Source organism: Flavobacterium lotistagni, assembly GCF_011392125.1.
GTDB lineage: Bacteria > Bacteroidota > Bacteroidia > Flavobacteriales > Flavobacteriaceae > Flavobacterium > Flavobacterium lotistagni.
The window spans coordinates 21,060-36,399 of the sequence record NZ_JAAJBU010000016.1; the positions used below are offsets into that span (position 1 = coordinate 21,060).

General features: G+C 41.5%; 10 protein-coding genes and 2 tRNA genes. 7 read left to right on the forward strand and 5 right to left on the reverse strand.

The features are described 5' to 3' along the window. Positions 1–105: 105 nt before the first annotated feature. Entirely contained in the window at positions 106–330 is a 225-nt protein-coding gene (locus G4D82_RS13760; protein ID WP_166337877.1) for a hypothetical protein, read from the forward strand. Positions 331–473: 143 nt separating this feature from the next. Here G4D82_RS13760 and G4D82_RS13765 read toward each other — a convergent pair. The 3 genes from G4D82_RS13765 to mutS all read right to left on the reverse strand — a co-directional run bounded on the left by G4D82_RS13765 (position 474) and on the right by mutS (position 3,399). Then, positions 474–559: transfer RNA gene (locus tag G4D82_RS13765), tRNA-Leu, on the reverse strand. Positions 560–574: 15 nt separating this feature from the next. Further along, positions 575–650: transfer RNA gene (locus G4D82_RS13770), tRNA-Gly, on the reverse strand. A 142-nt stretch (positions 651–792) separates the two neighbouring features. After that, positions 793–3,399 (reverse strand): DNA mismatch repair protein MutS, encoded by a 2,607-nt coding sequence (gene mutS / locus G4D82_RS13775; protein WP_166337878.1) that lies wholly within the window; start codon positions 3,397–3,399, stop codon positions 793–795. Positions 3,400–3,558: 159 nt separating this feature from the next. Between mutS and G4D82_RS13780 the strand changes: the two genes are divergently transcribed. Next, complete coding sequence (locus G4D82_RS13780; protein WP_166337879.1) at positions 3,559–4,038, forward strand: DUF1573 domain-containing protein; 480 nt, start codon at positions 3,559–3,561, stop codon at positions 4,036–4,038. A gap of 74 nt (positions 4,039–4,112) precedes the next feature. Further along, entirely contained in the window at positions 4,113–4,643 is a 531-nt protein-coding gene (locus G4D82_RS13785; protein WP_166337880.1) for an RNA methyltransferase, read from the forward strand. Here G4D82_RS13785 and folK read toward each other — a convergent pair. Beyond that, the gene (gene folK / locus G4D82_RS13790) at positions 4,640–5,776 is read right to left on the reverse strand and encodes a 2-amino-4-hydroxy-6-hydroxymethyldihydropteridine diphosphokinase (RefSeq protein ID WP_166337881.1); all 1,137 of its coding nucleotides are present in this window, start codon (positions 5,774–5,776) and stop codon (positions 4,640–4,642) included. The two genes, G4D82_RS13785 and folK, sit on opposite strands and share 4 nt — an antisense overlap. A gap of 127 nt (positions 5,777–5,903) precedes the next feature. Between folK and sppA the strand changes: the two genes are divergently transcribed. Both sppA and G4D82_RS13800 read left to right on the forward strand, forming a co-directional pair. Next, entirely contained in the window at positions 5,904–7,667 is a 1,764-nt protein-coding gene (gene sppA / locus G4D82_RS13795) for a signal peptide peptidase SppA (RefSeq protein ID WP_166337904.1), read from the forward strand. A gap of 46 nt (positions 7,668–7,713) precedes the next feature. Next, on the forward strand, positions 7,714–10,293 hold the full coding sequence (locus tag G4D82_RS13800) for an AsmA-like C-terminal region-containing protein (protein WP_166337882.1): 2,580 nt from the start codon (positions 7,714–7,716) through the stop codon (positions 10,291–10,293). 73 nt (positions 10,294–10,366) lie between these two features. Here G4D82_RS13800 and G4D82_RS13805 read toward each other — a convergent pair whose 3' ends face one another. Continuing rightward, positions 10,367–11,161, reverse strand: a complete 795-nt coding sequence (locus G4D82_RS13805) for a DUF2797 domain-containing protein (protein WP_166337883.1) — start codon at positions 11,159–11,161, stop codon at positions 10,367–10,369. Positions 11,162–11,307: 146 nt separating this feature from the next. Between G4D82_RS13805 and G4D82_RS13810 the strand changes: the two genes are divergently transcribed. Together G4D82_RS13810 and G4D82_RS13815 are read left to right on the forward strand one after the other, a co-directional pair. Further along, positions 11,308–12,825, forward strand: a complete 1,518-nt coding sequence (locus G4D82_RS13810) for a GH3 auxin-responsive promoter family protein (RefSeq protein WP_166337884.1) — start codon at positions 11,308–11,310, stop codon at positions 12,823–12,825. A gap of 227 nt (positions 12,826–13,052) precedes the next feature. Continuing rightward, on the forward strand, positions 13,053–15,257 hold the full coding sequence (locus G4D82_RS13815) for an outer membrane beta-barrel family protein (protein ID WP_166337885.1): 2,205 nt from the start codon (positions 13,053–13,055) through the stop codon (positions 15,255–15,257). Positions 15,258–15,340 lie beyond the last annotated feature (83 nt).

Genomic DNA, 15,340 nt, shown 5'->3' on the forward strand with positions numbered 1-15,340 from the left:
CAACAGATTAGATTTTTTTAAAAAAATTTTCAAAAAAAAATTTCCATATTAAAAAATTTATATCTTTGCCTCGAATTAATAATTAACCTTTTATAATTAAGTAAGATGAAAAAAGTATTTTTAAGTTTAGCTGTTATCGCTGCATTAACTGTAGTATCTTGTAAACAAGCTGAAGCTCCTGCTGAAGAGGCTCCAGTAACTGAAGAAGTAGCTCCTGCTGTTGAAGAAGCTCCTGCTGTAGCTGACACTGCTGCTGCTGCCGCTACTGAGGCTGCTCCTGCTGAGGCTGCTGCTACTGAAGCTGCTCCTGCTGACGCTGCTAAAAAATAATTAGAAGACATTCTAAAAATTTTAAAACCACACTTCGGTGTGGTTTTTTTATGTCTTTACCGAAAACACCTGAGGGACAATCTTCAAAGTTGACATATAAAAAAAGCTCCAAACGATTAATTTGGAGCTTTTTCTTTTTTTTGTACTCAGAGCGGGACTTGAACCCGCACGAACATTGCTGTTCACTGGATTTTAAGTCCAGCGTGTCTACCAATTTCACCATCCGAGCCTACTGTGACTTAATTGGAGCGAAAAACGGGGCTCGAACCCGCGACCTCGACCTTGGCAAGGTCGCGCTCTACCAACTGAGCTATTTTCGCATTTGTTTTTAAGAACGACGCAATATTTCTTCCGTATTGCGAGGGCAAATTTAAAACTTTAATTCAATTCCGCAAGCCTTTTTTTAAAAAAAGATAGTGTTTTTTTCATCTCTATAACCGACCAGAACGATTAAATCGCTAACTATTTCTTAGTCAGCATTCTTTTAATTTCGTTGAGCTTCATCATGGCTTCAATAGGCGTCAATGCGTTTAAATCAAGCGTCAAAATCTCGTCTCTGATTTCTTCTAATAACGGATCGTCTAAATTAAAGAAACTCATTTGCACTGTCGCCTTTTCATCCTTAACACCCTGAAGCGCATTACCCGAATGATTCTTTTCGAGCTTCTTCAAAATAGCTTGCGCCTTTGAAACTACCAACTGCGGAATTCCGGCCATCTTCGCCACATGAATTCCAAAACTATGTGCACTGCCACCTTTCACTAATTTTCTCAGGAAAAGTACCGTGTCTTTCAATTCCTTGACCGACACATTATAATTCTGGATTCTCGGCAAAAGATCCGTCATTTCATTGAGCTCGTGATAATGCGTGGCAAATAAGGTTTTTGGTGTTGAAGGATGTTCATGCAAAAACTCAGCAATGGCCCAAGCAATTGAAATGCCGTCATAGGTGCTGGTGCCGCGACCGATTTCATCAAGCAATATCAGGCTTCGCTCCGATAGGTTGTTCAGGATAGATGCCGTTTCATTCATCTCAACCATGAACGTAGATTCACCCATCGATATATTATCGCTTGCCCCAACTCTGGTGAAAATCTTATCTACTACACCCATCTTCACCCTTTCCGCAGGGACAAAACTTCCCATCTGGGCCAATAAGACAATTAAAGCCGTTTGACGCAAAATCGCCGATTTACCCGACATGTTCGGTCCGGTAATCATTATAATTTGTTGGGTTTCCCGATCCAGAAAAACGTCGTTGGCAATATACGGCACACCGATAGGCAACTGTTTTTCAATGACTGGATGGCGGCCGTTTTTGATTTCCAAAGCAAATCCTTCTTCCAATTCAGGACATATATATTGATTGTCAATAGCGAGTTGTGCAAATGAAGCCAAGCAATCCAGTTGAGCAACCAAATTAGCATTGCGCTGAACCGGCTGAATATAAGTAGCCATCCACTGCACCAGCTCTTCGAATAACGCCACTTCGAGTTGGTAGATTTTTTCTTCGGCACCAAGAATTTTGGTTTCGTATTCTTTTAATTCTTCTGTGATATAACGTTCGGCATTGACCAGCGTTTGCTTGCGAATCCATTCCTGCGGCACTTTGTCTTTATGCGTGTTACGAACTTCAATGTAATACCCGAACACATTATTGAACGAGATTTTGAGCGACGAGATTCCGGTACGTTCCGACTCTCGAACTTCGATGGCTTCGAGAAACTCTTTCCCCGAATTGGAAATCAACCGCAATTCATCTAATTCGCTGTGAACACCGCTTGCAATTGCATTACCCTTTGCAATAGCGACCGGTGCTTCTTGGTTCAAGGTTGATTCTATTCTGGAGCGCAATAAATCGCAACTGTCTAGATTTTCACCTATTTTCTTGACTGAAGACTGATTGCTTTGCAAAGCCATAGACTTAATGGGAAGAATGGCGTTGAGCGAGTCTTTAAGATAGATGACTTCGCGAGGAGTTACTTTTCCGGCGGCAATTTTCGAAATCAACCGCTCCATATCCGAGATTTTTTTTATCTGGTTTTGAATACTTAGAAGTATCTCTGCATTCTCTTTTAGATATCCGACCACTTCATGACGGTCTTGAATCTTTTCACGGTCTTTGAGCGGCAAGGCCAACCAGCGTTTGAGCATACGACTGCCCATAGGCGAAAGCGTTTTATCAATCACATCGAGCAATGTCACGGCGTTTGGGTTAAAACTGTGATACAGTTCGAGGTTCCGCACGGTAAAGCGATCCATCCATACATAAGCGTCTTCGGCAATGCGCTGGATATTGGTAATGTGCTGGCGTTTGTTGTGTTGGGTTTCTGACAGATAATATAGAACGGCGCCAGAAGCGATAATACCTTCGGTGAGCTCGTCAACGCCAAAACCTTTTAAAGTAGCCGTTTGAAAATGATTGGTGAGCGTCTCAATAGCGTAATCTTCCTTACAAACCCAATCTTCTAAATAAAAATGATTATAATCTTCTCCGAAAATCTCGCGAAATTGACCTTTGTGGATTTTCGCCACCAATACCTCACTCGGGCCAAAGTTCTGCAACAATTTGTCTATGTATTCCTCGTTGCCTTGAGCCACCAAAAATTCTCCGGTAGAAACATCCAGAAAAGACACCCCAATAATTTTCTTCCCAAAATAAACCGAAGCCAGAAAATTATTAGACTTGGCGTGCAAAACTTCATCATTCATGGAAACTCCCGGAGTAACCAATTCTGTAACGCCTCGCTTGACAATTGTTTTGGTCATTTTGGGATCTTCGAGTTGATCGCAAATCGCCACCCTAAGTCCGGCCTTTACCAGTTTCGGCAAATAAGTATTCAGGGAATGATGCGGAAATCCTGCCAATGCCGTTTCAGTTTCAGACCCTGCTCCTCTTTTGGTAAGTACAATCCCCAATATTTTCGATGCCCGGATAGCATCTTCTCCGAAAGTTTCGTAAAAATCGCCCACACGGAATAGCAAACAAGCGTCGGGATACTTCCTTTTAATCTCGTTGTACTGCTTCATCAGCGGCGTTTCCTTTACTTCTTTTTCTTTGACTGCCAAGGGTTCTGGGATTAGGGTTACTATAATCGAACAGCGAAAATAATTATTTTAAAGCGAATAATTGTCACCACAAAAATTAATTAATTTTAAGAAAGATTTAGGAGCTGGTATATTTTTTTTATATAGTTTTGTCTTGTAATTTTTAAAATTAAACCAACAATGAAAAAAATAGTACTATTAGCTGTGTTAACTGTTTTTGGAGTAACCACTTCAAATGCTCAAGCTAAAAAAACTGCTGCTAAACCAGTTGCTAAAAAAGAAGTTGCTGCAACCAAAGCTGACGCTCCTAAAGTAGACGGCGCTGGAATGTTGTTCGAAAGCGAAACCATCGATTACGGAACACTTCCACACAATGCTGACGGAAAGCGCGAATTCGTTTTCGTAAACAATGGTACCAAACCACTAATCATCACTAACGCTACTGGATCTTGCGGATGTACAGTTCCTTCTTTCCCAAAAGAGCCTATCGCTCCTGGAGCTAGAGCTGTAATCGGTGTAAAATACGCTACTGACAGAGTTGGCGCTTTCACTAAAACAGTTACTGTAACTTCAAATGCGGAAGGAGCTGCATCAAAAGTATTGACCATCAAAGGAACTATTCTTGGTGACGATGCGTCAAAAGAAACTCCAAAAGGATAATCTTTTCCACCATATTCTAAAAAGCTTCCATACATTTGGGAGCTTTTTTTTTGTATTTATTTAATTCCTGAAAAATGCGAAAGCTCGAAAACAGCGAACTCGACCGCAAGTCAGTAATTGACTTTAAAGCCGCCGAGAAAACACCAATCATTGTTATCCTTGACGACATCAGAAGCCTTAATAATATTGGCTCTGTATTTCGTTCTGCCGATGCGTTTCTGATTGAAAAAATCATCTTGTGCGGAATCACCGCTACGCCTCCCAATAAGGAAATTCATAAAACCGCTCTAGGTGCTACTGAAACCGTTGCTTGGGAATACTGCCAAGATGTTGTTACCGCTATAGAAAACACAAAGAGTCAAAACATAAAAGTATTTGCTATCGAGCAAGTCGAAAAGGCAATCTTTCTTCAGGATTTTGAACTGAATGCCAACCAACAATATGCTCTGGTTTTTGGCAACGAGGTATTCGGCGTGAACCAGAAAGCGATTGCAATATGCGACGGTTGCATCGAAATCCCGCAATTGGGCACCAAACACTCATTGAATATCGCCGTCAGCGCCGGGATTGTTCTTTGGGATTTTTTCAAAAAAATGCGCTATTAAGCCGGAAGCGCCCGCTGGATTTCTTCTAAAATAAAAATATAATCGCTTTGATTCTTGACAAAATCGCGGTCTGAAACATCGATTACTAGTACATTCAAATCGGTCTGCGACTTGATATAATCGAGGTAACCCCGATTGATTTTATCGAGATATTCCGCCGGAATTTCCTGCTCATAAGCCCTACCCCTGAGTCTGATATTTTCTAAAAGCCGTGGCGTATTTTGGTACAAATAAATATACAAATCCGGTTTGGGCATTTCCTTGTAGATAATTTCGAACAGCTTTCGGTACAATCGGTATTCGTCTTCAGTGAGTGTGACCTTGGCAAAAATCAATGATTTGAAGATGTGGTAATCGGCGATAATAAAATCTTTGAACAAATCGAACTGCGCCAAATCGTCGGCAATTTGCTGGTAACGGTCGGCCAGAAACGACATCTCCAACGGAAAAGCATACCGCGCTTGGTCTTCATAAAATTTAGGCAAAAACGGATTGTCTGCGAAACGTTCCAGCACCGTTTTGGCATTGAAGTCCTCAGCAATTTTGGTAGTTAATGTTGTCTTTCCGGCTCCGATATTTCCTTCAATCGCGATATAGTTGAGTTGCTCCAAGCTAATTTTACTCAGAGGCAAATCGAGTGACTGAATAAGCTTACAATGACTTTTGTCTTCGGATGCTTTAAGGATTTCGGGTAAGTGTTTCTGCAAAATAGGATGACGCCAATCTAGGTTCAAATCGCGCATCGGGAGCAATACAAACATACGTTCTTGCATTGCTGGATGTGGCACTTGAAGGTTTTTTGAATTGATGATTTCCTCGTTGAAAGCAATCAAGTCTATATCAATTGGACGCGATTCGTAACCCGGCTTTTCTGAACGCACACGCCCGAGTTGTTGCTCAATGTCAAGTATTTTTTTGAGTATGGTTTCACCGTCGCTTAAACTGTGGATGAGCAGCGCGCAATTGTAAAAAGCATCGCCTTGAAAACCCAAAGCGGGCGTTTCATAGAGTTTTGAAATTTTAATGACCGTTCCTACCTTACGGTGAATGAAATCAATGGCGGATTGGATGTTTTTTAAACGGTCACCCTGATTGCTTCCTAACGATAAAATAACTTGGTGCTGCGTGCTCATATTAACCGCAAATTAAGTAAAAGAATTTTAGAATAGGAGTATATTTGCACCGACTGTTAATAAATTTCGCGCAGGCAGAATTTGTAACTTTCAAAGCCGGATATCAACTTACCAGAAAAAAATAATGATGCGATTTTTAGGAAATGTATTGGCAACTATCATAGGACTTTTCGTGTTCTGTATGATTAGTTTTTTTGGAATTTTACTTATCGGAGCTCTTTTCGGTGGCAATGCAGAAACAGTTTACGTAGAAAGCAATTCAGTTATTGAACTCGATCTATCGCAAGTAAATCAAGATTATGCAGGAAAGTTCAACTACAAAGACTTTGACTATTTCGATGCCAGACACGATGGGCTTTCAGATGTAATAAAAGCCATCAAAGCAGCCAAAAACGACAACGATATTAAAGGAATTTCAATCCTGAATAATGAGTCACAATTAGGTATGGCGCAGATTAAAGCCGTTCGGAAAGCCCTTGAGGATTTCAAAAAATCAGGCAAGTTCGTTTGGGCTTACGGCAATACTTTTTCTCAGAAAGAATATTACTTGAATTCTGTAGCCAATACTATATATATGAATCCCATCGGAGAAATGGAATTTAAAGGCTTGTCTTCAGAGCTTCTGTTTTTCAAGGATTTTCAAGACAAATACGGCATCAAGATGGAAGTCATCCGCCACGGAAAATACAAAAGTGCCGTCGAACCTTTTCTAGAAAACAAGATGAGCGAGGCCAACCGCGAACAGATTAGTGCTCTTTTAAATTCTATCTGGAATTCGATGCTTAACGATATTTCCGTCAGCCGAAAAATTCCGGTTTCCAAACTCAATGAAGTGGCCAATCAATTGGGGGCACGGTCGCCTGATTTGGCACTTAGTCAGCATTTGGTAGACAAAGTGGTTTACGAAGATGTTTATCACGACGACATCCGCCGGATTTTAAAAGTCGATAAAGACGAAGATTACCACCGCATCAAAATTTTAGATTACGCCCAAAATATTGCTTCAACTTCGAGTGAATTTTCTTCTAAAAACAAAATTGCAATTATTTATGCCCAAGGTGAAATTGGCAGTGGCGAAGGTGATGTAAACATGGTAGGAGAAGGTTCTATGCGCCGCGCTTTGCAAGATGCGAGAAAAGATGACAAGACCAAAGCTATTGTCCTTCGGATAGATTCTCCTGGCGGTAGCGCGTTGACTTCTGATTTGATATGGCGCGAAATTGAAGTCACTAAAAAAGTTAAACCAGTGATAGTTTCCATGGGCAATGTTGCGGCTTCAGGTGGTTATTACATTGCTTGTAATGCCAATCGAATCTTCGCTGAGAACAACACCATTACGGGCTCTATTGGTGTGTTCGGACTTTTGCCCAACTTCACTTCGCTAACCACTAAAATGGGCATCAATTCTGAACAAGTAAGTACCAATCAAAATGCAGCGGATTACAGCGTTTTCAGGCCGCTAGCAGACAATTACCGGTTTATTGCCCAAGAAGGCGTGGAGAAAATTTACACCACTTTCGTAAACCGTGTAGCCACCGGAAGAAAAATGACTTTTCAGCAAGTCGATGCGATTGCGCAAGGCCGCGTATGGTCTGGTGCTGAAGCAGTAAAAATCGGTTTAGTAGATCAGCTTGGCGGATTGGACGACGCGCTGAATTATGCGGCAGAATTAGTCAAAACCAAAAATTACAAAACGCAGAACCTCCCGATTTACGAAAAGAACTTTGAAGATTGGCTCAGCGAAAGAGGCTTTCCATTTCTGAAAACCCGCGAAAGTTTCATCAAAGAAGAACTCGGAGAAGAGAATTACAAAGTGATCGAACAAATCCGTCGCGTGCAAAGTAAAAAGGGCGTTCAAGCCGCATTGCCTTTTGAGCTGAATATTCATTAATCACAATCGTATCGCATTTGCGTTATCCTAATAAAACTATACTGTCATGATCAAGAAAATCTTAAAAATCGTTGGAGTTGTTTTACTGTTATTAATCTTGTCATTAGTGGCCATTCCGTTTTTCTTTCAGGATGCGATTAAAGCTAAAATCACCGAAGCCATCAATGAGAAAGTCGATGCCAAAGTATCGTTTGCTGATGCCGATTTGAGTTTGCTTAGAAGTTTCCCTCAAGCAAGTATTGCCGTCGAAAAATTGCTGATTATCAACAAAGCGCCTTTTGAAGGAGATACGTTGATTTCAATGGGCGAACTCCATTTGAAAATGTCTGTCAAGGAACTGTTCAAAAGCAAAGACGAATCGATGAACATTGAAGCCATATCGACCGAAAATGCCTTGATCAATATTATTTTCAACAAAGATGGCATAGGTAATTTCGACATTGCGCTGAAAGATGACCAGAAAAGCGACGACGGTAAAAGCGATCCTTTGTCGTTGAAACTCAAGGAATACAAAGTCACGAATTTAAGGTTCACTTATTTCGATGAGCGTTCGAAAGTGAAAATGGTCATTGACAGTTTGAATCACAACGGAACGGGCGATTTTGCTCAGAACAAACTCGATCTCGACACACATTCATCGGCCAAAGTTTCGCTCTTTATGGACAAAGCGAATTACATGGACAAAGTCGCGCTAACCCTAGACGCGGTTTTGGGCATTGACCTGGATCAAAGCAAGTACACTTTCAAGCAAAACAAGGCGCTCATCAACCAACTGCCGCTCGAATTCGACGGTTTTATCCAAATGGTCGAGAACGGGCAGCAATATGACCTGAAATTCAAAACCCCAACTTCAAGTTTCCAGAACTTTTTGGGTTTGATACCGGCTTCCTACGCAGCGAACATCAAAGACGTAAAAACCACCGGAGACTTTACCGTAGCCGGCTTTGCCAAAGGATTGTTATCCGACACCACGGTTCCGAAATTCAATGTAGCCATTGCTTCAAACAACGCTTCGTTCCAATACCCGAACTTGCCCAAATCGGTACAAAGCATTGTGATTGACACCAAAATCATCAACGAAACCGGTGCTCCGAATGATACCTATGTGAACCTTGACCAGCTTTCGTTCCGTATTGATCAAGATGCTTTCAACGCTAAAGCCAATATTAAAAACATGGCCGAAAATGCTTTAGTAGACGCCCAACTCAACGGCGTGATTAATTTGGGTAATGTATCGAAAGCTTACCCGGTAAAACTCGAAGTGCCGCTGTCCGGAATTTTAAAAGCCGATGTAAATACCAAATTCGACATGAAATCGGTGGAGACCAATCAGTACGAAAAAATGCAGAATTCGGGAAACATGACCCTGACCGGTTTTAAATACGTAGACGAGAACAAGAAAACAATGAACATCAACAAGGCCGCCGTTGCTTTCACCAATACTCGGATTAACTTGCAAGAACTCGACATGACCACAGGCAAAACCGACATGAAAGTCAGTGGAGTGCTGGAGAATTTCTACGGATTCATGCTCAAGAACCAAGAGCTTAAAGGCAATTTTAATTTGCAGTCGAACCAATTTGCCGTCTCGGATTTCATGACTGCCGAAACGCCAAAGACCAAAACTGCCGAGAAACCGAAAGAAGCGGTAAAAATTCCGGCGTTTTTAAATTGTTCGCTCACAGCCAAAGCCAATACGGTACTTTACGACAATCTTGCCTTGAAAAATGTTTCGGGTAAAGTCATCATAAAAGACCAAAAAGTAGCGCTAGAGAATATTAAAACCGATATTTTCGGCGGACAAATTACGGCCAGCGGCGATGTATCGACCAAAGGAAAAATACCGAATTTTAACATGAACCTTGGCATGAAAGCGGTCGATATCCAGCAAACGTTCACCCAAATGGAAATGATGAAAAAGATTGCTCCAATTGCCGGTGTCATCAACGGAAAACTCAACACGAACATTAAAGTATCTGGTAATCTTAATGCAAAGGAAATGACTCCGGACATGAATACGCTCTCGGGCGATTTAATTGGGCAAATGCTTTCTACGACAGTAAACCCAAGCAATTCAGAGGTTTTAAGCAAGATAGACCAAAACCTGAAATTCATTGATTTAAAAAAACTCAACCTCAACGATTTGAAAGCAGCACTGACCTTTAAAGACGGTAAAGTCAACGTGAAGCCTTTTGATTTGAAATACCAAGATGTAAAGCTTTCCGTAGGCGGTCAACACGGTTTTGACCAGAACATGAATTATAGCCTCAAACTTGATGTGCCGGCCAAATACATGAGTTACCTTGGGCCTGAGGTAAACAAACTAATTTCAAAACTCTCACCGACTGACATCAGCAAACTAAACAATATTCCGATCAATGCCTCGATGACTGGCAATTTCAAAAATCCGAAAATGACTACCGATCTGAAAAGTGGCGTGACGAACCTGACCAATCAAATCGTGCAACAGCAAAAACAAAAACTTGTTAAGCAAGGCACCAATGCCCTGAGCGATTTGATTAACAAAAACACAAAAACTACAGATACGACCAAATCTGCTCCGGTAAAAGAAGACATTAAAAAGAAAGCCGGCGACTTGCTCAACGGTATCTTCAAGAAGAAATAAAAAGTATTGTTTTGAATACCGATTCCGCGGTTGATTAGATGTTAAATTTAGTCAATTCGTGGAATCTGTGTTTTTATAAATCAATCGAAACCACCGCGCCTTCTGAGCCGCGCACATTGAAAACTGTTCCGTCTTCGAAGATTAAATATTGTCCTTTGATTCCGATAAGCTTTCCCGTAAAACTTGGCGTTTTTTCCAAGCTCAAACTATTAATCTTACTCGGATAGTGCAATACCGGATAGTGCAACTCTTGTAGTTCTATTTGATCGGCGATAAAATAATCGCGCACTTCTTCAGGCAACCAATCTTTTACCTTGTTGCGATGTTCAATCAGATTGGCCACGAGAATGTCGTTGGTGAGCATTTTGCGCCAATTGGTTTTGTCTGAGAAATGACTCTTGAGCGCGACTTCTGTGATGCCGGCCAAATAACGGTTCGGCACTTCGATAATCGGAATGGCTTGTTCGGCGCCTTGATCAATCCAGCGAGTGGGCACTTGGGTTTTACGTGTGACACCGACTTTGACTTCACTGGACAAAGCCAAATAAACAAGGTGTGGTTGCAACTGAACTTTAGATTCGTAATCTAGGTCACGATCGGCGATTCCGAGATGGGCGCTACTGAGTTCCGGGCGCATGATCCAATCTCCGACCGCCGGGCTTGAATAAAAACAATCGTAACAAAAACCTTGACGGAAAATCTTCTTGTTTTTGCCGCAATTCAAACATTGAGAACCAATTTGTGTGATAGTAATGGTTTTTCCCAAAACTTGGTTCAGGTTCAAAAAACTAGTATCAAAGACCAGATAATAATGGATGGGGTTGCCCAGCTCGGTTTGCATTTTGGTCAGAACACCTTCGTATTTCATAGGTTTAGAATGAGTTACAATGCCGAAATCGGAATTAGAATTTCTGTGATATTTTTTGTTATTTTGGTAACGCGGTAAAGGTATCGATTTGCTCAGAATATTCAGCCGCAAAGTAAAAATCATCTTGCTAAAAAAGTCGGTTCAACATGCCTTTACCAATCATCAATTCGATTGCTTCCTGGGTTTTGAAACAGCGCATCCACCAGATCGAACTGTTTCTGAAATATCCCAATGAAGTGCAGGAAGAACTGCTGATGAATTTATTGCGTTCGGCAGAAAACACGGTCGTGGGCAAGCATTATGATTTTGCTTCGATTAAGTCCTACCAAACCTTTAAAGAAAGGCTTCCGATTTCGACCTACGAAGATTTAGAACCTTTTATCGAACAAACCCGGCGCGGCGACCAAAACATTTTTTGGAACACACCTATAAAATGGTTTGCCAAATCCAGCGGCACGACCAATGCCAAGAGCAAGTTTATTCCGGTAAGCAACGAAGCGCTCGAAGATTGCCATTATAAAGGCAGCAAGGATTTATTGTGCTTGTATCTGAACAACAACGAAAATTCGGAACTCTTTATCGGTAAAAGTTTGCGTTTGGGAGGCAGTTCACAGATTTACGAGAACAACAATACGTTCTTTGGTGACCTTTCTGCGATTTTGATTGAAAACATGCCGATTTGGGCCGAATTCAGCAGCACGCCGAGCAACCGCATCTCACTGATGAGCGAATGGGAAGCCAAAATCACAGCCATTATCAACGAATCGAAGAGCGAGAATGTAACTAGTTTCGCGGGCGTTCCATCTTGGATGTTAGTACTACTGAACAAAGTTCTCGAAGAAACCGGGAAAGACCACCTGATGGAAATATGGCCGAATCTCGAAGTCTATTTTCACGGCGGCGTGAGTTTCGAGCCTTATCGCGAGCAGTATCAGAGAATTTTGCCCCACAGCGATTTCAAATACTACGAGATATACAATGCCTCGGAAGGTTTTTTTGCGATTCAAGATTTGAATTACTCTAAAGATTTGCTGCTGATGCTCGATTACGGTATTTTCTACGAGTTCATTCCGATGGATGTTTTCGGAACCGATAAAGAAAAAGCGATTCGTTTGTCAGAGGTCGAACTGAATAAGAACTACGCGATTATGATTACCACTAACGCGGGGCTTTGGCGTTATTTGCCCGGCGATACCGTAAGGTTTACTTCTTTGAACCCTTACCGCATTCGGGTCACCGGACGAACCAAACACCACATCAATGTTTTCGGCGAAGAACTGATGGTAGAAAACACCGACCAAGCGATTTCTAAAACTTGCGCCGCGACCCAAACCCAAGTGGTCGATTATACTGTGGCACCCATCTTCATGGACGGCAAAGAAAAAGGCGCACACGAATGGATTATCGAATTCAAGGAAAACCCGAAAGATCCGGCGGCTTTCCAGAAAATATTAGACGAAAACTTACAAGCTTTGAATTCAGACTACGAAGCCAAGCGATATAATAATATGACTTTGAACCCGTTAGTGATGCATGTGGCGCGACCCAATTTGTTCTACGATTGGCTTAAAGAGCAAGACAAACTGGGCGGGCAACACAAAATTCCGAGGTTATCTAACCAGCGTGACTATATAGAACAGTTAAAAAACCTATCGCAAATTTAACGATGAAAAAGTTCCTACTGATACTTCTGATTACCATTTTCGCGGTGTCTTGCGGACCACACCGGATGGCTTGCGGGCCAAGAGGCATTTGTGAAGAAACGGTCAAATCAACAAAAAAACCAGCGGCAGTGTAACATTTTTTTGAGATGTTGGTCTTAGTGACAATCATCAATCAACCGAAGCGCGGCTGAACTCTCAGGGCGCAACGGAAAAAAATCAATCACCACATGAAATCAACAGGCCTAGCCCTACTCTTGCTTTTGTGCGCGAATGCCTTTGCACAAGAGAACAACGTCAGCCAGAAAACCCAGGATTCCGTAGCCAAAAACCAACCGAAAGAACTCAAAGAAGTCACTGTCTTCGGAAATAAAAGGCAGTACCTAAAAGTAGAATCAGACAAAAGTACCATTAGTGTTAAGAACAATCCGCTGCTTAATAGCGGTAGCAGCCTCGACGCGGTGAAAAAAATTCCCGGCGTACTGACTTCGCCCACGGGAAGCCTCACCCTAAATGCCAAAAACGTCGCGATTTATATTGATGGCATGCCTAGCTCACTCAGCGGTACCGATTTGCAAAATTACTTACTGAGTTTGCCTGCCACAGCAATTGAAAAAGTAGAGCTGATATACAATCCAGGCGCAGCTTTCGACGCCAGTTCCAGCGGGTCAATTATCAATATCATCACAAGCTCTCGCAAAATGAAAGGCGTTAATGCAAGCTTCAACATCAATTACAACTTCAACAAATACCAAAAGCCCAGCCCACAAATCCTACTTAACGGAAAAAAGAACCGAATCAGTTGGCAAACCATGATTGGCTATAATTATATCGATGGGGAAAACGTTAACAAAAATGATCAGACTTTCAACACTTTCAATCCGGATGAAATACTTAACCAGCGCAACAAAGCCGTAAGTACCAACCGAAATTTCTACTGGCGAACTGGAGCCAATTACAAACTTTCTGAAAAATCGAACCTGCTTTTGAATTACAACCTCAACCGAGCCAATGACCGAGTGGTTGGAGAAACCTCTACCCAAGGCACCGGAATTGACTTCACTAACGAGTCGCTAGCCAAGAACAAAAACAACAACCACGAGATTAGTTTGCAATACAAAACCAAACTAGACACCGTTGGCCGAACGTTAGACATCACAGGCTTTAGCAATTTCTTCGACAAAAATCCCATCACCAAATCACAAGGCCAGAACAACGGAACTTCGAGTTATTTCAATGGCGATGTTGATTTTAAACTGACCAACCATTACATCAAATATGATTTTGCCATTCCGTACAAGAAAATCAATTTCTCGATCAATACCGGCGGTAAATTCAATATGATTAAAGTACACAACAAAGGAATTTATAACCTAAATACTACAGCCAATTCCATCACAGATTTCAATTACGACGAAAACAATCTCGCTTTTTATGTTGAAACCCGAAAGAAAATCAAGAAATTCAATTTTACGCTAGGCGTGCGCTTTGAAGATTATAAAGTCGATCGCCAAGCCGTTCAAGACGGTGTACGCACCGATGTGGATTTCACCAACACCAACTTTTTTCCGAATGCGAGTGTGATGTATGAATTCAATCAGAACATGAATTTGACCGCTTCCTATTCGAAGAAAATCCAGCAGGCCGACTACAATGTATTGGATCCGAACAATTTTGCCAACTTCGACCAATATAACACTTCGAGCGGAAACCCGTTTTTAGACCCAACATTTTTCGACAATTACGAACTCAAACTTACCGCTTTTCAATATGTACAATTGGGCGGAAACTACACCGTGGCGAAAGACGTGAACAAGTTTATATTTGACGCTAAGCCCAACGAACTTGTGAGCAATCAGACTTTCAGACAGTTCGATGAGCTCAATACGCTGAGTTTTTATGCTTCGTTTCCCGTACCGTTGGATTATTTCCTGAAAGGCAAGACTGAATTCGAAAAACGCATGAATGATATCGATACGATGAACTACCTTTTCTTAAACATCAACTATATTGATTTTACCACTAAAGGCTATGATTTCCAATTCAAAACCAAACCAATAATGAGCTATACCGCCACAGCGCAAATCATGCTGCCCTGGAAAATCAAGAACTCGATGATGTATAATTATACGCCGCCGGGTACTTGGGAAATATACAACCTAACCAAAACCATTCATCAGTTCGATATTTCGTTCAACCGCGATTTCATGAACAAAAACCTGCGCATCGGTTTGCATTGTTTTGATGTATTCAATACCAATGAAATCAACGCTAAAGTTTCCTCGACTAACCTGCAAACGCAATTCTACCAGAAACAAGATTCGAGAACTTTTCGAATTTCCTTGACTTACAACTTCGGAAACTTAAAACTAGAGAAAGAAAACACCGAAATCCAAACTGAAAAAGTAGGACAAGGTGGCGGCATCCTGAAATAAGAGAAAACACGAATTTCACTAATAGTCACGAATTAAAAAATGAGTGCGAATGAGTGAAATTCGTGTTCAATAAAAAATCCCGT